We start from the raw sequence: 22015 nt of genomic DNA on the forward strand, positions 1-22015 counted from the left end.
TTGGCTTGACCAGATGCCCTCTTCCGGGCTTTAATTCGCTACCAATTGGACAGGCCAATTTTCCCGCTTGCGGGGCATCGGCACGCGGCGATGTCCTTAACGATCTGGAGGCGAGATTGACAGGTGAGACGTTGCACGGCGGGGCTGCTGTTTCGTTCGCGCCGCCTGCGGAGGAAGACCTATTGCGACTGCGGGGTGTGGGCAAGCGCTTTCCCGGCGTCGTTGCACTGGACGGCATCGATCTCGATCTACGCGCAGGGGAAGTCCATGCCGTATGCGGCGAGAACGGCGCCGGAAAATCCACGCTGATGAAGATCATCAGCGGTCAATACCGTGCCGATGAGGGCACCGTGTGCTATCGAGGCGCACCAGTCCAGTTTGCTTCGACGTCCGAAGCACAGGCCGCCGGCATCGCGATCATCCATCAGGAGCTGAATCTCGTTCCGCATCTGTCCGTCGCGGAAAACATCTACCTCGCGCGCGAACCCAAACGCGGGCCGTTCGTCGACTACCGCACGCTTAACGCCAATGCGCGGCAGTGTCTGCAACGCATCGGGCTGAACGTGTCGCCGGTGACGCTGGTCGGCGCACTCTCGATCGCGCAGCAGCAGATGGTGGAGATTGCGAAGGCGCTCTCGCTGGACGCGCGCGTTCTGATCATGGATGAGCCCACGTCCTCACTGACGGAATCGGAAACGGTCCAGCTGTTCCGGATCATCCGGGAGCTACGCGCCGATGGCGTGGCGATTCTTTATATCTCGCACCGGCTGGACGAGATGGCCGAAATCGTGGACCGCGTCACGGTGCTGCGCGATGGCCGACACATTGCGACAAGCGATTTTGCGTCGACAAGCATCAACGAGATCGTGGCTCGCATGGTGGGACGTCCGCTCGACGACGCCTATCCGCCGCGCCAGTCCACGCCTACCGGCGAGCTCCTGCTACGCGTGCGCGATCTGCAACGGACGGGCACGTTCGGTCCCGTTTCGTTTGAACTGCGCAAGGGCGAAATACTTGGCTTCGCAGGCCTGATGGGCGCGGGTCGTACCGAAGTCGCGCGTGCGATCTTCGGCGCCGATCGCCCCGACTCCGGTTCGATCCTGCTAGGCGACACCCCTGTGTCGATCGGATCGCCGCGCGAGGCGATCCGTCACGGCATAGCGTATCTGTCCGAAGACCGCAAGAAGGATGGTCTCGCGCTCTCCATGCCCGTTTCGGCAAACATCACACTCGCCAATGTGCGGGCCATCTCGTCGCGCGGCTTTCTGCGCTTCTCCGAAGAAGCGGCCGTCGCTGGGCGCTATGTGCGGGAGCTTGGCATCCGCACGCCGACGGTCCGGCAGATTGCGAAGAATCTCTCCGGCGGAAACCAGCAGAAGATCGTGATCAGCAAATGGTTATACCGCGGCTCGCGCATCCTGTTCTTCGACGAACCGACCCGGGGCATCGATGTCGGCGCGAAGTACGCGATTTATGGGTTGATGGACCGACTCGCGTCAGACGGCGTCGGCGTCGTCCTGATCAGCTCCGAACTGCCTGAACTGCTCGGCATGACGGATCGCATTGCCGTCTTTCACGAAGGACGTATCACCGCGGTCCTCGAGACCAGTCAGACCAGCCAGGAGGAGATCCTGCATCATGCATCGGGGAGAAGTCATGCTTGAAATGTCATCAGGTGCCACACAGGCCGTCGAAAAGCAGGCTCGACAGCGACGTCGCGATCTCATTCAGAAATTCGCCGCATTGGGTAGCCTCGTTGTCCTTATCGTCGCGTTTTCATTGACCAGCGCCGCCTTCTTCTCCGTCGGCAACGCGATGACGGTCGCGTTGCAGGTCACCTCCATTGCCTATCTCGGCGTCGCGGCAACGTGCGTGATCATCACGGGCGGGATCGATCTGTCGGTCGGGTCCGTGCTGGCGCTAGCCGGGGTCGCGGCGGCCCTTCTCGTCAAGGCAGGTGTGCCCATTCCCGTCGCCATGCTCGGCGGCGTGCTCGTCGGTGGGGCGTGCGGATGGGTCAATGGCATCTGCGTCACGCGTATGGGTTTGCCTCCGTTCATTGCGACGCTCGGCATGATGCTGGTCGCGCGCGGAATCGCGCTGCAGATAACGGGTGCAAGACCTGTCTCGGGGCTAGGCGATGCTTTCGGCGAACTGGGCAACGGCGCCCTTTTCAAGATCTCCCACGTGGGCGCCGACGGTTTCCCCGACACAGTCTTCCCTGGCATTCCGTATCCCGTGCTCATCATGGTGATCCTGTTCGCGGCGGTCTCGGTTCTGTTGTCGCGAACCTCGCTGGGCCGTCACATCTACGCAGTCGGTTCAAACGCGGAAGCCGCGCGTCTGTCCGGCGTCAACGTGCAGGGCGTCAAGCTGTTCACCTACGTGCTTTCGGGATTGCTGGCGGGTGCCACCGGCTGTGTGCTGATGTCGCGCCTCGTGACTGCGCAGCCGAACGAAGGGGTGATGTACGAGCTCGACGCCATCGCCAGCGCCGTCATCGGTGGCACGTCGCTGATGGGAGGTGTCGGCACGATCTCCGGCACCGCGATCGGTGCGTTCGTGATCGGCGTGCTGCGCAACGGTCTGAACATGAACGGCGTGTCCAGCTTCATCCAGCAAATCATCATCGGTGTCGTCATTCTCGGCACCGTATGGATCGATCAACTCCGGAACCGGAAGTTGTAATCGAAAGACGAAGTCCCAGACCACAATCGAGGAGCGAGACATGAAAAAGCTATCCATACTGGCCGCGGCCGCCATGACGTGCGCGATGTTCAGCGTGTATGCGCAGGCGGCGGGCGGTGAAATTGCCGTCATCGTGAAAACAGCCAACTCCAATTACTGGCAGAACGTTCAGAAAGGCGCAACGGCCGCCATGGCCGATGCGAAGGGCTACACGATGACCTTCCAGGGGCCTGCCGCGGAGTCCGCCATCGCGGACGAAGTCAACATGGTCGAGAACGCAGTGAACCGGCATGTGGCCGGCATCGTGCTCGCGCCGTCGGACCCCGACGCCCTCGTCCCTGCGATGAAGAAAGCGTGGGAAGCGCATATTCCCGTTGTGCTCATCGACTCATCGGTGTCCGATTCTGGCAAGCAGTACTATCAGTCGTTCCTATCGACCGACAATGCAAAAGCCGGCGAATTGTGTGCGAAAGCGATGATCGATCGTGTCGGACAGAACGGCAAGGTGGCGATCATGTCGTATGTGCCGGGCGCGGGCTCGGAAGTCGGTCGCGTGGGCGGGTTCCGCAAGTACATCGCCGCGCATTCGAAGCTGCAGGTCGTCGGACCGTTCTATTCACAGTCGCAGATGGCGAACGCGCTGAACCAGACCACTGACGTTCTGTCGGCAAACCCCGACCTCAAGGGAATATTCGGCGCCAACGAGCCGACTGCCGTAGGGATGGGGCGCGCCCTCCAGCAGTCCGGAAAAGGCGGCAAGGTGGTGGCGATCGGCTTCGACGGAAACCAGGATCTGCAAGGCTTCGTGCGCGACGGCACGATCCAGGCGATCGCGGTCCAGAGCTCGTACCAGATGGGGTACAAGGGCATCCAGACTCTCGTCAGCGTGATCGAGCGCAAATCCGTGTCGAAGCAGGTGGACACGGGCGTCATGATGGTCGAAAAGCAGAACCTCGACTCGTCCGAGGCAAAGAACGTTCTCTACTGATGAACGTGCTGGCGGACAGCGCCGGGTCGTCCGCCAGGCCGCTTACTTACTCATCCAGATATCGCCTCCATGAAAGCCATTGCGACGCGCGCGCTACCGCGCAACGGATTGACGCTGACCACAGTCGGCCTGGGCTGCTCGCAACTGGGCGGGCTCTACAAGCCGATGTCGGCCGGAGAGGCCAACGCGCTCGTGGATTGGGCGTGGGAAGCCGGCATCCGCTATTTCGACACCGCGCCGTTCTATGGCTATACCCTCTCTGAACGGCGAATCGGACTAGCGCTGCAAACGCGCGAGCGCGCGCATTACGCGCTGAGCACCAAGGTCGGGCGGCTCATGCAGCCCGACGACACCGTTCAGGCGGGCGACGACGGGTGGGCGCAACCCCTTCCGTTCCGGCCTCGTTTCGACTATACGTTCGACGGCATCATGCGCTCGTACGAAGATAGCCAGCAACGTCTCGGGATGCGGACAATCGACGTTCTCTATGTGCACGACATCGGCGCCGCTACGCACGGCGACCGGCATTCGCACTACTGGGAGCAACTGACACGAGGGGGCGGCTTCCGGGCACTCGCCGAACTGCGCGACTCGCACGCGATTGCCGCAATCGGGCTCGGCGTGAACGAATGGCAGGTCGCTGCCGACGCGATGCAGGAGACGGATCTCGACCTTATCCTGCTGGCTGGCCGCTACACCCTGCTCGAACAGGAAGCGCTCTCCCCGTTGCTGGACGGGTGCATGCGCGACGATGTGAGGATCGTCGCCGGCGGCGTGTTCAATTCGGGCGTTCTGGTCGGCAACGGCAAGTTCAATTACGCCGATGCACCGCCCGAAGTCGCGCGCAGGGTGAGCCGTCTCGCCGACATCTGCGCCCGCTTCGACGTGCCGCTCGGCGCCGCCGCACTCCAGTTTCCGCTGGCGCACCCGGCAGTTGTATCGTGCGTCATCGGCGCGCGCAGCATCGACCAGTTGCAAAAAAATCTCGCGTGGCTCGACACGCCCATTCCACCGGAACTCTGGGACGCGTTGACGGCGGAGCGGCTGATCGACCCGTCGGCGCCCGTGCCGGGAGTGTGCGCGTGACGCTGCGAACCGGTGCCCATCCGCCATGTTGCGGCAATGTTCTGGAGCCCGAAGCGCACGCCCGCGTTTCCGGTGGCCATGCATGTCATTTCCATAGAATCGATCACCCGTCCGGCGATCGATACGCTCAATAACGAGGAAGCCAGAATGCTTAGCGTCATTTGCGAATCGCCCGGTGTGCTGCGCCACGAAGACCGCGAACTGCCTCTGCGCGCGGACGGCGAGGTTCTGTTGCGCGTGCGCCGTGTCGGCATTTGCGGCACGGACATGCACATCTACTCGGGCAACCAGCCTTACCTGCAATATCCGCGCGTCATGGGACACGAGTTGTCAGCGACCGTCGTCGAAGCCGATCCCGGCGCGCACGTCACCTCCGGCGACACCGTCTACGTGATGCCCTACCTGTCATGCGGACATTGCATCGCGTGCAGACAGGGCAAAACCAACTGTTGTGTCAACATCAAGGTGCTCGGTGTGCATAGCGATGGTGCGTTGACCGAATACCTGTCCGTACCCGCGCAGTTCGTGCATCGGGCCGAAGGCGTGACGCTGGATCAGGCCGCCATGCTCGAATTTCTTGCTATCGGCGCGCATGCCGTGAGGCGTGCCGATGTGTCGGCCGGTCAGCGGGTTCTGGTCGTCGGGGCGGGTCCGATCGGCATGGCGGCCGTGCTGTTTGCGACTCTGCGCGGCGCCAGCGTGACCTGCCTGGATACGCGCGCCGATCGTCTGGCGTTCTGTCGCGAGCATTTCGCGGTTTCCACGGTGGAAATCGGAGCGAATGACGTCGAGGAACTGTCGGCGCTCACGGGCGGCGAGTTTTTCGACGTCGTGTTCGATGCGACGGGCAACGTCAAGGCGATGAATCGCGGTTTCGCCTTCATCGCGCACGGCGGCAAGTACGTGCTGATTTCGATCGTGCCGGGCGAGATCTCGTTCTCCGATCCCGAATTTCATAAGCGCGAAGCGACGCTACTCGGTAGCCGGAATGCGACCGCGAAAGACTTCGAGACGGTCCTTGATGCGATGCGGGCGGGCCGCATTCCCGACAAGGCGCTCAATACGCACCGGATGAGCCTGTCCGATGTTCCCACCGAGTTTCCCAAACTGCTCGAGCCTGGACGGACCGTCGTCAAGGCGCTGGTCGAGTGCTAACCGAAACCGCTGGAATCGTTCGAGATGAGTGAACCCATTCTTCAATTCGGCACCAGCCGGTTTCTGCTGGCACACGTCGCGCTGTTCGTTTCGGAAGCCCTTGAACGCGGCGACGCAATCGGCGGCATCAGCGTCGTGCAGACCACGAGCAACCCTTCGAGCCGCGCGCGCGTCGCCGCATTGAACGAGACGGGCAGCTACCCGGTGAAGATCCGTGGAAGGGAGCGCGGTGCGATCGTGGACAAAGTGGTTCACGGCCGCGCCATAGGAGCCGCGTGGATTGCCGATCGCGACTGGGCGACGATCCGGAGCGCCGTGATTCATGACGTGCGCGCCATCGTCTCGAACACGGGCGACACGGGCTACTGTCTCGATCCACGTGATACCGCTGCCGTTCTCGCGTCCGACGGACCCGTGCCACATAGCTATCCCGCGAAGCTGCTCGCCCTCCTTCATGCCCGATGGCGCGAACGGCCGGACTCGGGCGTATCCGTCTTCCCTTGCGAACTCGTCGCCAGCAATGGGGACACGCTTCGCGATCTGGTCATTGGCCTCGCCGAACGATGGGAAGCGCCTGCGTCGTTTATCGCGTATCTGTCGCAGCGATGCGTGTGGATCAATTCGCTGGTCGACCGGATCGTATCCGAGCCGATCGAGCCGGTGGGCGCAGTCGCCGAACCCTATGCGCTGTGGGCAATCGAGCGACGGCCGGGCATGGACCTGCCGTGTACGCATGAAAATATCGTCGTGACGGAGGACCTGCGCAGCTATGAGCAACTGAAGCTCTTCTTTCTGAACCTCGGACATACCTGGCTCGCCGACCAGTGGCTTGCGCACGGACGAAGTGCCACCGAGACCGTCGTCGAAGCGATGAACGACGCGGTCCTGCGCGACGGTCTTGAAGCCGTGTGGGCGGAAGAAGTGTTGCCCGTTTTCGATGCGATGGGTCTGCGCAATCGTGCGGAGCAGTATGCCGCGAGCGTGCGCGAACGTTTTCTCAATCCCTACCTTCGCCATCGCATCGCGGACATCGCCAGCAACCATCCTGAGAAGGTTCGCCGGCGGATTCTGCCGCTGATCGATCTGGCTGATTCGCTGTCGGTGCCGCCTCTTCAGACGCGCCTGCGCGTTACACTCGCACGGCACGAAGCGATGCCTTCGGCGCAAAAGGCGGACGCGTCGTGACGCATCGTCACTCGCACCATTCTTTTCACCTATCCCCGACGCGGAGTCGTTATGCGTTTTTGCCTCGCGCTAGACCTGAAAGATGACCCGGCGCTGATCGAAAGCTACGAAGAACATCATCGTCACGTGTGGCCTGAAGTGCTGCACCATCTGCGCGAGCATGGCGTGGTGGGGATGGAAATTTTCCGGCTTGGAACGCGTCTGACCATGGTAATGGACACAGACGATATGGTCTTCGACCAGGACAAGATGTCCCGAGCGGCTCAATCGCATCCGGTGATTCGCAAGTGGGAGGAATTAATGTGGACATTCCAGGCCGCCACGCCGTGGACGCCAGCAGGCGAAAAGTGGATTCGGATGCAGCCGATATTTGACCTGCGTCGACAGCCTTGAGCGGACCTGCTGGGGTGACGAGCGTGCGCGGCAAGAACGCGATTTCGTCGAACACGTCCCGATTGCGACGCAGCGTCGCCTCGTCCTCGGCGCCGCCTTCGATGTATTCGAAACAGAAGTTGGGCAACCGCCTGCGTGCCATCGCGCGCAGATCGTCGATGCTGTGCGCGCGGTTCACGTCGCGGCCTGAATAAAGGCGGCGTTTCAATACAGTTCTGCTCTTCTGTTCGCCTCTCTGGCACGCATCGCTTCTCAGGTCACCACGCCGACCTGCCAGGGCACAAACTCGCTTTGCCCGTAGCCATGCAGCTCGCTTTTCGAGCGTGTGCCGGATGCGCAGTCGAGCATCATCCGGAAAATCGCTTCGCCCAGCTCGTCGATGCTGGCGGTGCCATCGACAACGCCGCCGCAGTTGAGATCGATGTCCTCCTCCTGCCGCTCCCACAGCGCGGTGTTGGTCGCGAGCTTCAGCGAAGGCGACGGCGCGCATCCATATGCGGAGCCTCGCCCCGTCGTGAAGCAGATCAGGTTCGCGCCCGAGGCGACCTGCCCCGTCGCCGACACGGGATCGTAGCCGGGCGAGTCCATGAATACGAAGCCCTTTGCGTCGACAGGCTGCGCATACTCGTAGACCTCGACGAGATTCGTCGTGCCGCCCTTCGCGACCGCACCGAGCGATTTTTCGAGGATTGTCGTCAGGCCGCCCGCCTTGTTGCCGGCCGACGGATTGTTGTCGAGCGCACCGCCGTTGCGCGTGCAGTAGTCCTGCCACCACGCGATCCGCGCGAGCAGCTTGTCGCCCACCGCCTGGCTCGTGGCGCGGCGCGTCAGCAGGTGCTCGGCGCCGTAGATCTCCGGCGTCTCCGAGAGGATTGCGGTGCCGCCGTGCGCCACCAGCCGGTCGACTGCGGCGCCTAGCGCGGGATTCGCGGAAATGCCCGAATACCCGTCCGAACCGCCGCACTGAAGACCGACGCACAGATGCGACGCGGGCACCCGCACGCGTTCAACGCGGTTCGCGTCGGCGAGCATTTCCTTGACCAGCGCGACGCCGCGCTCGATCGTCTTGCGAGTGCCGCCGCTGTCCTGAATCGTGAAGCTGCGCAGCTTCATCTCTTTGCCGGCCGGGCCGGCCGCTTCGAGCACGCCGTCGATCTGGTTGGTCTCGCAGCCGAGTCCGACGAACATCACCGACGCGAAGTTCGGATGGACCGCGTAGCCGGCCAACGTGCGGCGCAATACGGCGATGCCTTCTCCCTGCATGTCGATTCCGCAGCCGAGCCCGTGTGTCAACGCGACGACGCCGTCCACGTTCGGGAAGTCGGCGAGCGCTTCGGGGCGCACGTCGCGCCTGAAGTGATCGGCGATCGCGCGCGCGACCGTGGCCGAACAGTTCACACTCGTCAGGATGCCGATGTAATTGCGGGTCGCGACGCGGCCGTCGTCGCGGCGAATGCCCATGAAGTGCGCGGGCTCGGCGACGTAGTCGGTCGGATGCGTGTCGACGCCGAACGCATGATCGCGCGAGAATTCGGACATGCCGAGGTTGTGCACGTGAACGTGCTGGCCACGCGCGATCGCTTCGCGCGCCACACCGATGATCTGGTTGTAGCGCTTGACCGGCTCGCCCTTCGCAATATCGCGCGTAGCGATCTTGTGGCCGGGCGGAACGAGTCCTGTCACGACCAGTCGTTCTGCGTCGATGCGCGTGCCGGGCAACAACTGCCGGGTCGCGATGATTACATCGTCGTTCGGATGCAGACGAATCACCTGGGGCGCGCTGCCAGCTTGAGTCAACATGAGAAAGCCTCGAATGGAATGAATTGCGGGGCGGCTGCCCGCTACGTCAGATCGTTGAGGTCACACGCGTCGACGCTTCTTCGGAATCGGAAGCAATGGACAGCGGTTCGATGCGGCCCACGATCACCAGATAGCTGAACGCCCCGAGAAAACAGAAGCCACCGGCCACGACAAGGGGAATCGTGAACGAGCCCTTGGTCATGGCGACCATCACGCCGGTGAATGTCGTGATCACGATGCCGGCGAGGTTCGACGCAAAGTTCTGAATGCCGCCGATCGATGCGACATGGTCCGGCGTCGGCGCGACGTCGCCCGGCAGCGACCAGATGCTGGCCGCGGCGAACGCGAGGCTGCCGTACGCGATGCCGAAGAACGCGAGCATCAGATAAACGTTCGCCGTGAATGCCGACAGCGTGATCACCGACGACAACAGCATGCCGCCGACCATGCAGGTCTTGCGCGCAGCCGTCAGGCTCCAGCCGCGCCGGAACAGCGCATCCGACACATAACCGCCGAGCCAGCCGCCCGGGATCGAGATCAGCGCCGGAATCATCCCGAGCGTGCCGAGCGATTTCAGCGAGAAGCCGCGCGTCTGCACGAGATAGCTCGGAAACCACGTGATGAAAAAATAGATCACGAAATTCAGGCAAAAGAAGCCGAGCATCATTCCCCACAGCGTGCGGTGGCGAAACAGCGAGCCCCACGTGACGCGTTGGCGCTGTCTGACGCCGGGCGCGTTGGCGGCCGCTTTCGAGCTGCCCGTATCGTGCGGCTCGGGGTTCCGGTAGATCACGAACCAGCCGAGAATCCATACCGCGCCAAGCGCACCCGTGATGACGAACGCGGCTTTCCAGCCGACCGAGCTGATGATCAGCGCGACGACGGGAATCGACAGCGCGGAGCCGACACGTGAACCGCTATCGAAGATACTCGTCGCGAGCGCGCGCTCCTTGACAGGGAACCACTGGCTCACGAGCTTCGCGCATGACGGATACGCGCCCGCCTCGCCGACGCCGAGCAGCAGCCGGCAGCCGAACATCCCCGCAACGCTGCTTGTCGCCGCGGTCAACGCGGTGAACACGGACCACCAGCCAACGGCGAGCGGCAACGCGATACGTGCGCCGACGCGATCGACGAACCAGCCGAACGGCATCTGCATCAACGCGTAGGTCCAGAAGAAGCCGCTCAGGATGAAGCCCATCTCCGCCGGTCCGATGCCCAGCGCCTTTTCGATCTCCGGCGCCGCAACCGCCAGATTCGCACGATCGATGTAGTTCACCGCAATCGCCAGAAAGCTTAGAAAAATCACCACCCAACGCATTTTGCGCATGGCATGTCTCCTCCGTGATCGAATATGGGACCGGTTCCCTGATCGCGCGCAATGCGGGCGACTTATGCGATTGCGGCGCGCAGCGCATCGCCGTTCCACGGCACCCGCTCGCACGGCAGCAGTGTCAACGGCGTGGCGCCTCCGCCGGGCGCGCGCAGCAGCACGATGAACTTCGCCGTGCGGTAGCCGCGCCGCACACCAGAATCCATCTGGCCTTACCAGATGCGACAAATTAAAATGCCACCGGTAAGTGGTCAAGCCAATTATCGGAAAATTCGGGAAATCCCGGGTTGGACGAACGTCCGCTGTCGCGCCGCGTCGTTCGTTTGCGGGCAGCACCCTTCGATCTACAATCGGCGCTCGCCCAACGGCGAATACCCGCGCCACCTCGTCAGGAAAGCTTGTGACAGACAAACCCGCCGACCCTCGCCGCCTCTATCTGCAGATCGCGGAGAAGCTGCGCGATCTGATCGCGCAGCCGGAGTTCGCGCCGAACGGCCGCTTGCCTTCTGAGCGCGCACTCGCGACAGCGCTTGCGGTGTCGCGCCCGTCGGTGCGCGAGGCGCTGGTTGCACTGGAACTGGAAGGGCTGGTCGAAATCCGCATGGGCTCCGGCGTCTACGTGTGCGCAACGCCGCCGGCGCACAGCAAGGAGCCGTTGTCGCGCGCCGAACTCGGCGACAGCCTGCTCGACATCATGCTTGCGCGCTGTGTGATCGAAGGCTCGATTGCGGCAAGCGTCGCACCGTTTTGCAAAGCGAAGGAGCTGAAGCACCTGCGCGAGCTGTACGACGAGATGCAGCACGAAGTTTCTTCGGGACGGATTCCCGTCGCCGCCGATCGCGCATTTCATCTCGCGATCGCGCAGATGACCGGCAACGAGGTGCTCGTGCGCACCGTTAGCTCACTGTTCGATGCGCGACACAGCCCGCTGTCCGAAAAGCTGCGCGGCCATTTCGAAAACGAGAGCACATGGGGCGCGGTTCCTGATGAGCATCGCCTGATCCTCGAAGCGCTCGAAGCACATGATCCGATCCAGGCTCAGGCGAGCATGCAGCGTCACCTGAAGATGTCGCTGGAACGGGTGATCGCCGGCGAGCGGCCGAATGCGAAGCGGCGCTGAAAACAACCTGCCCCTGGCTTTACAGGCGTTCAATCAGGCGCTGATCCCCCGCTGCGCAATACTGATGACACGCCGTACGCGCCGCATTCGCCGCGCCGTGCACGAACAGTGGCGCGTCCGAGCGTCGCGACATCGACACCACGATGGAAGGCGGCGAAGGCAGCAACGGTAACTCCACCACCTCGCCGCGCGCGATCAGATCGTCGACGAAAAGACGCGGTATCGCCGCCACGCCGAATCCATCACGCACGAGTTGCACGATCACCGAGATCGACGGCGAGCCCGTGATGCGCGTGTCCGCCAGCGGTACACCATTCGCGAGCGCCAGCTTGCCGACGATGTCCTCCAGCGCACGATGCGGCGCCGTTCCGCGCCCGAACGTCAGGATCGGATGACGCAGCACACGCTTGGCGAGCCCGCTGCGCGAAAGCGGCAGCAGACCCGCGCGCGCGATCCAGTGCACCGGATAGTTGGCGAGCGCATCGCACACCACGGATTCCTCGTCGCTGCCTTCCACGCGGATGATCAGATCAAGCTCTCCCGCCATCAGACGCCGCTGCAACACCACGCTCACGTCCACGGCCAGTTCGACTTCGAGTTGCGGGAAGTCATCGGCGAGGCGTCGCATGTAATCGGCGAGCCAGCTATGCACGACCGTCTCGATCACGCCGAGCCGCAGCTTGCCGCGCATCGCGCCTTCATGCGAGGCCGCCGCCTGCAACTGACGCGTCGCTTCCACCACGGCCTTCGCATAGCCCAGCAGATATTCGCCGTTCGCCGTGAGCCGGAAATCGCGGCTCTCGCGATCGACGAGCGTGGTGTGCAACTCGTCTTCCAGCGCCTTCAGCCGCTGCGAGATCGCAGCGGGCGTGGCGTGCAATGCGGTCGCCGTGGTGCGGAAGCTGCGCAGTTTGGCCAGCGTGACAAAAGTCTCGAGAAAGCGCGTATTCATAGGGCGAAGGCCGCCTGGGCGACGAAAGAAAGCGCTTCAAAAATATCGACGTGATTCGGGAAAACCCGCGAAGTCGTTAAGAAATTCTATCCATGCGATGCAAATAAAACTAGTTGGCGTCAAATTTTCTTCTTTTCTATGCTTTGTTTGAACGCAGCAACAATGTTTCACGCATCTCACTTCATAGCAGACGAACCAGAGCAACCCGCACGAGCACGCCGACACCATGACTCCATTCGAATTCCGCCAGGCTGTCCGCCATCGCGACTTCCGCGGTCCGACGGCCGGCCATTGCGGCGACTACGCGCAGGCCAATCTCGCGATCCTGCCCGCCGCGCACGCGCACGATTTTCTGCGCTTCTGCCATGCGAATCCGAAGCCGTGTCCGCTACTGGGCGTGGGTGAACCGGGCGATTTCCGCGTGCCGGTGCTCGGGCGCGATATCGACATCCGCACCGACGTGCCCGCCTACAACATCTATCGCGACGGCAAGCTGAGCGAGAGCGTCGAATCGATCGAGGCGCTCTGGCAAGACGATTTCGTCGTTTTCGCAATCGGCTGCTCGTTCTCGTTCGAGCAGATGCTCGCAAAGGAAGGCATCGGGCTTCGCCACGTCGAAGAAGGCCGCAACGTGCCGATGTACCGCACCACGATCGCTAACCATCCCGCAGGCGTTTTCGGCGGCGAACTCGTCGTGTCGATGCGCCCGTTGCGCGGCGCCGACGCGATCCGCGCCGTGCAGATCACGAGCCGCTTTCCGGGCGTGCATGGCGCGCCCGTGCATATCGGCGATCCGGCGGAACTCGGAATCGCCGATCTCGCGCGCCCTGAGTTCGGCGATGCCGTGACGATCCGCGCAGGCGAGCTGCCCGTCTACTGGGCGTGCGGTGTGACGCCGCAAACCGCGCTGATGGCCGCGAAGCTGCCGCTCGCCATCGCGCACGCGCCGGGCCACATGCTGATGACGGACATCACCAACGCGTCGCTGGCCATCTTCTGACCGTTCCAGCGCCGCGCATGGCGCGACATCGACCGTCGCCGCGCCGCCGCCGGTTCAAGGCATCACCCACAGTATCTCGAAGCCATCCGGCCATCCGGCCCGGAGGGAATGACGCATCCCTACGCTCCTGCGCGGCTTCGCTCGTTACTCATGCGTCTATCCACGGGAGCAACAGATGGACAGCAAGACACTCACGGCAAACGTCGACGATGACGCCGACATGAACGCAACGGCCGACACGCCAGCGCTTTCCTGGTACGCCGAAGCCAGTCCACGCGCCCGTCGCGCGTTCTGGAGTTGCAAGGTCGGCTACATGCTCGACGGCATGGATACGCAGATGCTGTCCTTCGTCATTCCGACACTCGTCGCGACCTGGGGCATCTCGCTCGCCGACGCCGGCTTCATCGGCACCATGACGCTGCTGTCCTCCGCGCTCGGCGGCTGGATCGCGGGGATTTTGTCCGATCGCATCGGCCGCGTGCGTACGTTGCAGCTCACCGTGCTGTGGTTCGCGGTGTTCACCGCGTTGTGCGGTCTCGCGCAGAACTACGGCCAGTTGCTCGCGGCGCGCGCGCTGATGGGCTTCGGCTTCGGCGGCGAATGGACGGCGGGTGCCGTGCTGATCGGCGAAGTGATCCGCGCACGCGATCGCGGCAAGGCGGTCGGTCTCGTTCAGTCGGGCTGGGCGCTCGGCTGGGGCATGGCCGCCCTGCTCTACGCCGTGCTGTTTTCCGTGATGGCGCCGGAAATCGCGTGGCGCACCTTGTTCCTGATCGGACTCGTGCCGGCGCTGCTCGTGCTCTTCATTCGCCGCTACGTGAAGGAACCCGAAGTATTCGAGCACGCAAAAGTCCGTCAGCAGCACACGCAGGATAAGCCTCGCTTTACTGAAATCTTCTCACCCAGACTGCTTTCGACGACGCTGCGCGCCGCGCTGCTCACGACGGGCGCACAGGGCGGCTACTACGCGATCACGACGTGGCTGCCGACCTTTCTCAAGACCGAGCGTCATCTGACCGTGATGGGCACGGGCGGCTACCTCGCGATGATCATCGCGGGTTCGTATGTGGGGTATCTGTGCAGCGCCTGGCTCACGGACCGCATTGGCCGCAAACCGAACTTCATTCTGTTCGCGCTGGGTTCGATGGCGATTGCCTTCGCGTACACCTCGTTGCCGCTGACGAATGCGTCGATGCTGTGGCTCGGCTTTCCGCTCGGTTTCTTTGCGTCGGGCATTTTCTCCGGCATGGGCGCATTTCTCACCGAACTCTTTCCGACTCGCGTACGCGGCTCCGGCCAGGGGTTTTGCTACAACGTCGGCCGCGCGATCGGCGCATTGTTCCCCGTGCTGATCGGCACGCTGTCGAGCCGCTTCGGCCTCGGCACGAGTATCGGCCTGTTTGCGGTGGCTGCGTATGGCGTACTGATCGTCGCCGCGCTCACGCTGCCCGAAACACGAGGCCGCGAACTCGAAGCTGCCTGAACTGCACCTTGCGCACCGTATTGAATTTTTCGCATCAGGACCACGACATGACGAAGCACCATCAAGCCTCCGATGTTTTCACGCCGTCCCGCTGGCAGTTCTGGATCGACCGCGGCGGCACGTTCACCGATATCGTCGCGCGTCGCCCGGACGGCACGCTTGTCACGCACAAGCTCCTCTCCGAAAACCCCGAACAGTATCGCGATGCGGCCGTCGCCGGCATTCGTCATCTGCTCGGCTTGCAGGCAGGCGAAGCCATCACGCCGCGCCTGGTCGAGATGGTCAAGATGGGCACCACCGTCGCGACCAATGCGCTGCTCGAACGCAAGGGCGAACCCGTCGCGCTCGTCACGACGCGAGGCTTCCGCGATGTCTTGCGCATCGCGTACCAGAACCGCCCACGGCTCTTCGATCTCGACATCGCATTGCCGGAAGCGCTCTATGAGCGCGTGGTGGAAATCGACGAACGCATGAGCGCACAGGGCGAAGTCGTCACGCCGCTTGATCGTGACGCGGCACAGCGCGCACTGACCGAGATCTACGACAGCGGCCTCCGCGCGCTCGCGATCGTCCTGATTCACGGCTATCGTCACACGTCGCATGAACGTGAGTTGGCCGACATCGCGCGTCGCACCGGCTTCACGCAGATTTCGGTGTCCCACGAAGTCTCGCCGCTCATGAAAATGGTCTCGCGTGGCGACACGACTGTCGTCGATGCGTATCTGTCGCCGATCCTGCGTCGTTATGTGGATCAGGTCGCCCATGAAATGCCGGGCGTGAACCTGCAGTTCATGCAAAGCAGCGGCGGACTGACGCGGGCCGACGTCTTTCAGGGCAAGGACGCGATTCTCTCCGGCCCGGCGGGCGGCATTGTCGGCATGGTGCGCGCAGCGCAGGCGGCAGGCTTCGAGCGCGTCATCGGCTTCGACATGGGCGGCACGTCGACGGACGTGTCGCACTTCAACGGCGAGTTCGAGCGTGTGTTCGAAACGCAGGTGGCTGGCGTGCGCATGCGCGCGCCGATGATGAGCATCCATACGGTGGCGGCAGGTGGTGGCTCCGTGCTCGGCTTCGATGGCGCGCGACTGCGCGTCGGCCCGGAATCGGCGGGCGCCAATCCGGGCCCCGCGGCGTACCGGCGCGGCGGGCCGCTCGCGGTCACCGACTGCAACGTGATGCTGGGCAAGATCCAGCCCGACTATTTCCCGCGTGTGTTCGGTCCGCACGCAAACGAGCCCCTCGATCGCGCCGTCGTCGCGTACCGCTTTCAATCCCTCGCCGATGAGATTTTTGCGGCGACAGGCCAGCGGCGCGCACCCGAAGAACTGGCCGAAGGCTATCTGGAGATCGCCATTGGCAGCATGGCGAACGCGATCAAGAAGATCTCCGTGCAGCGCGGCCACGACGTCTCGCAGTATGTGCTGACCACGTTTGGCGGCGCTGGCGGCCAGCATGCCTGCGGCGTGGCCGATGCGCTCGGCATGACGCGCGTGTTCGCGCATCCGCTCGCGGGCGTGCTCTCCGCTTACGGCATGGGACTCGCGGATCAGACGGCCATGCGCGAGCGTGCGCTCGAAATCACGCTCGACGATGCCTCTCTGCCTGTGCTCGACGCCGCACTCGATGCGCTCGCGGACGATGCGACACGCGCACTGCTCGATCAGAATGTGGACGCCACGCGTATCACGACCGAGCGGCGCGTGCACTTGCGTTATCAGGGTACCGATTCGTCGCTCGCCGTGCCGGCGGGCAGCGTCGACGACATGCGCGCCGCGTTCGAGGCGGCCTATCGTCAACGCTACGCGTTTCTGATGACGGATACGCCGCTCATCGCGGAACTCGCTTCCGTCGAGGCCATCGGCCATTCCGATGCGCCTGTCGACACCGGCAGCCTGCCGCGACGCGAGGCAAACGACGCGCTTCGTGCACAGACGACCGTACGCATGTACTCGGGCGGTCAGTGGCACGACGCATCGCTCTTTCAACGCGACGCACTGCGCGCCGGCGACACGCTCGACGGTCCGGCGATCATCGCCGAAAAGAACGGCACGACCGTGGTCGAACCGGGCTGGCAGGCCGAACTCACCGCCCAGGGCAACGTGGTCATGACGCGCGTGCAGCCGCTTCCCACGCGCCGCACGATCGGTACCGAGGCCGACCCCGTTCGCCTCGAAATCTTCAACAATCTGTTCATGTCGATTGCCGAGCAGATGGGCTTGCGCCTGCAAAATACGGCGTATTCGGTCAACATCAAGGAACGTCTCGACTTCTCGTGCGCGATCTTCGACGACGAAGGCAACCTGATTGCCAACGCGCCGCACATGCCCGTGCATCTGGGCTCGATGGGTGAAAGCATCCGTACCGTGATCGAGCGCAACCGCGGCGCCATGCGCGATGGCGACGTGTTCATGCTGAACGACCCGTATCACGGCGGCACGCACTTGCCCGACGTGACCGTCATTACGCCCGTATTCGCGGACGGTTCGTCCGAACCCCTCTTCTACGTCGGCTCTCGCGGCCATCATGCGGATATCGGCGGCATCACGCCGGGCTCGATGCCCGCGTCCTCGTCACATATCGAAGAGGAAGGCGTGCTGATCGACAACTGGCAGCTGGTGCGCACAGGCGTATTGCGCGACGCCGAAACGCGTGCGCTGCTCGCGTCGGGCCGCTATCCCGCACGCAATATCGTGCAGAACATGGCCGATCTGCGCGCGCAGGTCGCCGCGAATCAGAAGGGCGTGGACGAATTGCGCCGCATGGTCGCGCAATTCGGCCGCGACGTGGTGCTCGCTTTCATGCGTCACGTGCAAGACAACGCCGAAGAGGCCGTGCGCCGCGTGATCGGGGCGCTCAAGGATGGTAGCTACCGCTACGAACTCGACAACGGCGCGGTGATCGCCGTCGCGGTCCGCGTCGATGCCACCACACGCAGCGCGACGGTCGATTTCAGCGGCACGTCTGCGCAGTTGCCGAACAACTTCAATGCGCCGAAGGCGGTCTGCATGGCCGCTGTGCTCTATGTGTTTCGCACACTCGTTGGCGACGATATCCCGCTGAACGCGGGCTGCCTCAAACCATTGTCGGTGATCGTTCCCGACCATTCGATGCTCAATCCGGTATATCCGGCGGCGGTGGTGTCGGGCAATGTCGAGACATCGTCGGCAATCACCAATGCGCTGTACGGCGCACTCGGTATCGTGGCATCGAGCCAGGGGACGATGAACAACTTCACCTTCGGCGATGACCGCTACCAATACTACGAAACGATCGCAGGCGGCAGCGGCGCGGGCAACGGTTTCAGCGGCGTCGATGCCGTGCAGACGCACATGACCAACTCACGCCTGACCGATCCCGAAGTACTCGAATGGCGCTACCCGGTGCGGCTCGAATCGCATCTGATCAGGGCGAAATCAGGTGGCCCCGGACGCTGGCACGGCGGGAACGGTGCGATCCGGCGGATTCGCTTTCTCAGACCGATGACGGCATCGATTCTGTCGAATAACCGCATTCATGCGCCCTTCGGTGCGGGTGGCGGACGCGCGGGAAGACACGGCAGCAATCGGGTCGAACGCGCGGATGGTCAGATCGTTGCACTAGGTCACATCGCGAGTGTCGAGATGGAGGCAGGAGATGTGTTCGTCGTCGAAACGCCGGGGGGCGGTGGTTTCGGGGAAATCTGACTCCCGACCCGTGGCGGTTGCCATTAGCGCGGTCCAGGCGTCGCGCGCCGGGATGTCGGGCTGTCGGGCGTGAGTAAGGCACAGCGGAAGAGGATCGGAGAAGAGTCAGAGAAAAGTCAGTCTTGCAGGTCCGCTCGGCTATCATGGCGATCCTCTCCGAAGTAGCTTCTTATGATTTCCGTCCGTAATCTCACACTCCGCCGCGGCGTCAATGTCGTACTCGACCGCGCCTCCATCACATTCACGCCAGGGGAAAAGATCGGCCTTGTCGGGCGCAATGGCGCCGGAAAATCGTCCTTTTTCGGTCTTCTCAACGGCACCTTGCACGAAGACAGCGGCGAGTTTTCGATTCCCGGCGCGTGGAGGATGGGCCAGGTCGCGCAGGAGATGCCGGAGACCGAGCAGAGCGCGACGGACTTCGTCATCGAGGGTGACACCGTCTTGCTGGCCGCGCAGGCCGAAGTCGCCGCCGCCGAAGCGAGCGACGACGGTATGCGCATGGCGCACGCGTACATGGCCCTACACGACGCCGGCGCACATGATGCCCCCGCCCGTGCCCAGGCGCTGATCCTGGGCCTGGGTTTCAGTGCTGCGCAGCTTGGCCAGCCCGTCAACAGCTTCTCCGGCGGCTGGCGCATGCGGCTGCAACTGGCGCGCGCGCTCATGTGCCCGTCCGACCTGCTTCTGCTCGACGAGCCGACCAACCACCTCGACCTCGACGCGCTGGTGTGGCTGGAAGCCTGGCTCAAGCGCTATCAGGGAACGATGGTCGTGATCAGCCACGACCGCGAATTCCTCGATGCGGTGACGGAGGTGACGGTGCACGTCGACAACGCCAGGCTGGTGCGCTATGGCGGCAACTACAGCAAGTTCGAAGACATGCGCGCGGAGCAACTCGTGTTGCAGCAGGCCGCGGTAGCCCGGCAGGCGGACAAGATCGCTCACCTGCAGAAATTCATCGACCGTTTCAAGGCCAAGGCCTCGAAGGCAAAACAGGCCCAGAGCCGGGTCAAGGCGCTGGAGCGCATGGAGAAGATCGCACCGGTGCTGGCCGAGGCCGAGTTCAACTTCGAGTTCAAAGAACCCCTCAACGTCCCGAACCCGCTGCTGTCGATGCTGGACGCGAGCTTCGGCTACCCCGCGCCGACGGACGCGTTGCCGGGCACGCCGCCCACGGTCATCGTGCGGGGCATCAACCGTTCGGTGCTGGCCGGGCAGCGTATCGGCATTCTCGGCGCAAACGGCCAGGGCAAGTCCACGCTGGTGAAGACGGTGGCGCACGCGCTGGCGCCGATTGCCGGCGAAATCAGCGAAGGCAAAGGCCTGAACATCGGCTACTTCGCCCAGCAGGAGCTTGACGTGCTGCGCCCGCTCGACACGCCGATGGAACACATGATTCGCCTTGCCCGAGACACGCCGGCTCACATGCGCGCGCCCGGCCAGAGTGGAACGGAACAATCGCTGCGCACCTTCCTTGGCAGCTTCAGCTTTAGTGGCGACATGGTGCATCAGGCGGTTGGCACGATGAGCGGTGGCGAAAAGGCGCGGCTCGTGTTGTGCATGATTGTGTGGCAGCGCCCCAACCTGTTGCTGCTCGATGAGCCGACCAATCACCTCGACCTGGCCACACGCGAAGCGCTAGCCATGGCGCTCAACGAATTCGAAGGCACGGTGATGCTGGTCAGTCACGACCGGGCCTTGCTGCGCGCGGTTTGTGATGAGTTCTGGCTGGTCACCAAAGGCGGCGTCGAGCCCTTCGACGGCGATCTGGACGACTATCAGCAGTTCCTGCGCGACGAAGCCCGTCGCATTCGCGAGGAGGCGACCGCATAGCCGAGGGCCATCATCTGGGTTACCCCCGGGCGGGCGTCTCGATCGCCCCGCTTTTATGCGTCTTTCAGCCAGGGCATTTCCACGGGTGACACCACCAGATGTCGGGACTCGCGTTTCAGTTCGAAAATGAATCCGACGAGGATCATCGAGTCGGCATAGGGAATCGGGAATACGTGAGGATTTTCCGCTGCGCGGAGTGGGTGCTCAGGCGTGTCCGCCGTCGTCGCGGCGTTCTCGCGGACGCTTTCCAGCTCGTCAGCCATTGCCTGCCCGCTTACTTTCAGGACGCGGTCACGAAGGTCATTGAAGGGTTCGATGCGCGCCCCGTCTTCGTTGTATTCCGGCACTTCATAGATGAACCAGGACATTTTCGGCTCCCAGGAAAAAGTTCGCGATTTTAACAGTGGGCGTAACGGACCAGCTCCGGACAGCCACCTTATTCTCTCCATTTGACCACCGTCCAGCAATGCTTCTGACAGGGCCGATGCGGTGAAGCAGGCGCCGTCCTTGCCCGGTGCCCAGGTGAAGCCGACGAATGGCGCACAATGAGATCACGAGCCGGGCGTGAGGGTGCAGACGCTAGCGACAACCTTACTGTAGAGAGACACAATGAAAAAAGGAAAGACGAAACTGACCCGGCATGATGCTGAGCGCCTTTTCGAGGGATTGCCCCAAGGGCAGACGAGAGTATCGAGCCGCCCCGACAACCCGTTTGAGCCAGGGATGTTCGACGAGGTTGAGCGCGTCGACGACGAAACCAGACTTTGGAAAGACAACCTCATTACCCTTCCGATGGCGATCGAGTTGCCTGCTTGCTACGAGTCGGTGTCTCGCATGCGCGAGTCGATGGTGCGGGCATGGCGCGTGAAGTGGGTGAGAGAAGATAAAAACGAGGTTGTCACCGAATTCCCTGAAGGGTGGACGGCCGTACGCCCGGCAAGCGGACCCACAGAGCTGCGAGATCCCTTCGGAGTGGTCCGCGCTGTGTACGGATGGGCCAACGATGCCGAACTGAGGATTCTGCCAAGGTATCTGGTTGAGTCACAGGCGAACGGTCTAAGCGGATTGGGCAGTTTGCTGGTCCGTGATCGCGGGAACGGCCAAATTCTTGAACGGTCGTCGATCTGGTCGGCTCAAACGGGTACCAACCATCCAGACTGGACCAGGCTGTAAGAGTGGCTCAAGTCGCGCTATCCCCATCATCTCGACCCGCTTCGGTATTGGGAGGACTGCGAGAAAAACATCTTGAGCTGACCGACGTTTGGCGGCGCTGACACGCCTCGCACCGCCGTTCAGAATTGCTGGTGTCGATTCCG

At 63.1% G+C, this 22015-nt stretch carries 17 protein-coding genes and 2 pseudogenes; 13 read left to right on the forward strand and 6 right to left on the reverse strand.

Going from position 1 to position 22015, the window contains the following annotated elements:
• Positions 1 to 131 precede the first annotated feature (131 nt).
• The 7 genes from QEN71_RS11410 to QEN71_RS11440 all read left to right on the forward strand — a co-directional run bounded on the left by QEN71_RS11410 (position 132) and on the right by QEN71_RS11440 (position 7495).
• Positions 132 to 1664 carry a sugar ABC transporter ATP-binding protein gene (locus QEN71_RS11410; RefSeq protein ID WP_233471963.1) on the forward strand — a complete coding sequence of 511 codons (1533 nt, stop codon included), beginning with the start codon at positions 132 to 134 and terminating at the stop codon, positions 1662 to 1664.
• Positions 1657 to 2688 carry an ABC transporter permease gene (locus QEN71_RS11415; RefSeq protein WP_201652607.1) on the forward strand — a complete coding sequence of 344 codons (1032 nt, stop codon included), beginning with the start codon at positions 1657 to 1659 and terminating at the stop codon, positions 2686 to 2688. The genes QEN71_RS11410 and QEN71_RS11415 overlap by 8 nt, the downstream gene beginning before the upstream one ends.
• A 40-nt stretch (positions 2689 to 2728) precedes the next feature.
• A complete protein-coding gene (locus QEN71_RS11420) occupies positions 2729 to 3676 on the forward strand; it encodes an ABC transporter substrate-binding protein (RefSeq protein WP_201652605.1) in 948 nt (315 codons plus the stop codon).
• Between the two features lie 69 nt (positions 3677 to 3745).
• Positions 3746 to 4762, forward strand: coding sequence for an aldo/keto reductase (locus QEN71_RS11425; protein WP_201652602.1), 1017 nt, complete (start codon positions 3746 to 3748; stop codon positions 4760 to 4762).
• Between the two features lie 147 nt (positions 4763 to 4909).
• Positions 4910 to 5917, forward strand: coding sequence for a zinc-binding alcohol dehydrogenase family protein (locus tag QEN71_RS11430; protein ID WP_201652601.1), 1008 nt, complete (start codon positions 4910 to 4912; stop codon positions 5915 to 5917).
• 24 nt (positions 5918 to 5941) lie between these two features.
• A complete protein-coding gene (locus QEN71_RS11435) occupies positions 5942 to 7102 on the forward strand; it encodes a mannitol dehydrogenase family protein (protein ID WP_201652598.1) in 1161 nt (386 codons plus the stop codon).
• Positions 7103 to 7153: 51 nt separating this feature from the next.
• Positions 7154 to 7495 carry an L-rhamnose mutarotase gene (locus QEN71_RS11440; RefSeq protein WP_201652594.1) on the forward strand — a complete coding sequence of 114 codons (342 nt, stop codon included), beginning with the start codon at positions 7154 to 7156 and terminating at the stop codon, positions 7493 to 7495.
• A gap of 16 nt (positions 7496 to 7511) precedes the next feature.
• Here the strand turns inward: QEN71_RS11440 and QEN71_RS11445 are convergent.
• The 4 genes and pseudogenes from QEN71_RS11445 to QEN71_RS11460 form a co-directional block, all read right to left on the reverse strand.
• A pseudogene (locus tag QEN71_RS11445) lies at positions 7512 to 7703 on the reverse strand (alpha-hydroxy-acid oxidizing protein); the annotation flags it as partial.
• Positions 7704 to 7747: 44 nt separating this feature from the next.
• Positions 7748 to 9295 carry a UxaA family hydrolase gene (locus QEN71_RS11450; protein ID WP_201652591.1) on the reverse strand — a complete coding sequence of 516 codons (1548 nt, stop codon included), beginning with the start codon at positions 9293 to 9295 and terminating at the stop codon, positions 7748 to 7750.
• A 46-nt stretch (positions 9296 to 9341) separates the two neighbouring features.
• The gene (locus QEN71_RS11455; RefSeq protein WP_201652588.1) at positions 9342 to 10625 is read right to left on the reverse strand and encodes an MFS transporter; all 1284 of its coding nucleotides are present in this window, start codon (positions 10623 to 10625) and stop codon (positions 9342 to 9344) included.
• 62 nt (positions 10626 to 10687) lie between these two features.
• The gene (locus QEN71_RS11460; protein WP_158512216.1) at positions 10688 to 10834 is read right to left on the reverse strand and encodes a hypothetical protein; all 147 of its coding nucleotides are present in this window, start codon (positions 10832 to 10834) and stop codon (positions 10688 to 10690) included.
• A 194-nt stretch (positions 10835 to 11028) separates the two neighbouring features.
• Here QEN71_RS11460 and QEN71_RS11465 point away from each other — a divergent pair, with 194 nt between their 5' ends.
• Entirely contained in the window at positions 11029 to 11748 is a 720-nt protein-coding gene (locus QEN71_RS11465) for a FadR/GntR family transcriptional regulator (protein WP_201652585.1), read from the forward strand.
• A gap of 19 nt (positions 11749 to 11767) precedes the next feature.
• On the opposite strand, the gene QEN71_RS11470 is transcribed toward QEN71_RS11465, so the two are convergent.
• On the reverse strand, positions 11768 to 12700 hold the full coding sequence (locus QEN71_RS11470) for a LysR family transcriptional regulator (RefSeq protein WP_201652582.1): 933 nt from the start codon (positions 12698 to 12700) through the stop codon (positions 11768 to 11770).
• 226 nt (positions 12701 to 12926) lie between these two features.
• On the opposite strand from QEN71_RS11470, the gene QEN71_RS11475 reads away from it, so the two are divergent.
• The 4 genes from QEN71_RS11475 to QEN71_RS11490 all read left to right on the forward strand — a co-directional run bounded on the left by QEN71_RS11475 (position 12927) and on the right by QEN71_RS11490 (position 20699).
• A complete protein-coding gene (locus QEN71_RS11475; RefSeq protein WP_201652579.1) occupies positions 12927 to 13700 on the forward strand; it encodes a putative hydro-lyase in 774 nt (257 codons plus the stop codon).
• A 175-nt stretch (positions 13701 to 13875) separates the two neighbouring features.
• Positions 13876 to 15183 carry an MFS transporter gene (locus tag QEN71_RS11480; protein WP_201652576.1) on the forward strand — a complete coding sequence of 436 codons (1308 nt, stop codon included), beginning with the start codon at positions 13876 to 13878 and terminating at the stop codon, positions 15181 to 15183.
• Between the two features lie 47 nt (positions 15184 to 15230).
• Entirely contained in the window at positions 15231 to 18866 is a 3636-nt protein-coding gene (locus QEN71_RS11485; protein ID WP_201652574.1) for a hydantoinase B/oxoprolinase family protein, read from the forward strand.
• A gap of 171 nt (positions 18867 to 19037) precedes the next feature.
• A complete protein-coding gene (locus tag QEN71_RS11490; RefSeq protein WP_201652570.1) occupies positions 19038 to 20699 on the forward strand; it encodes an ABC-F family ATP-binding cassette domain-containing protein in 1662 nt (553 codons plus the stop codon).
• Between the two features lie 53 nt (positions 20700 to 20752).
• Here QEN71_RS11490 and QEN71_RS11495 read toward each other — a convergent pair whose 3' ends face one another.
• Entirely contained in the window at positions 20753 to 21067 is a 315-nt protein-coding gene (locus QEN71_RS11495) for a helicase (RefSeq protein WP_201652567.1), read from the reverse strand.
• Between the two features lie 241 nt (positions 21068 to 21308).
• Here QEN71_RS11495 and QEN71_RS11500 point away from each other — a divergent pair.
• A pseudogene (locus QEN71_RS11500) lies at positions 21309 to 21953 on the forward strand (hypothetical protein).
• The last annotated feature ends 62 nt before the right edge of the window (positions 21954 to 22015 follow it).

The sequence above is a fragment of the Paraburkholderia sabiae genome, from assembly GCF_030412785.1.
GTDB lineage: Bacteria > Pseudomonadota > Gammaproteobacteria > Burkholderiales > Burkholderiaceae > Paraburkholderia > Paraburkholderia sabiae.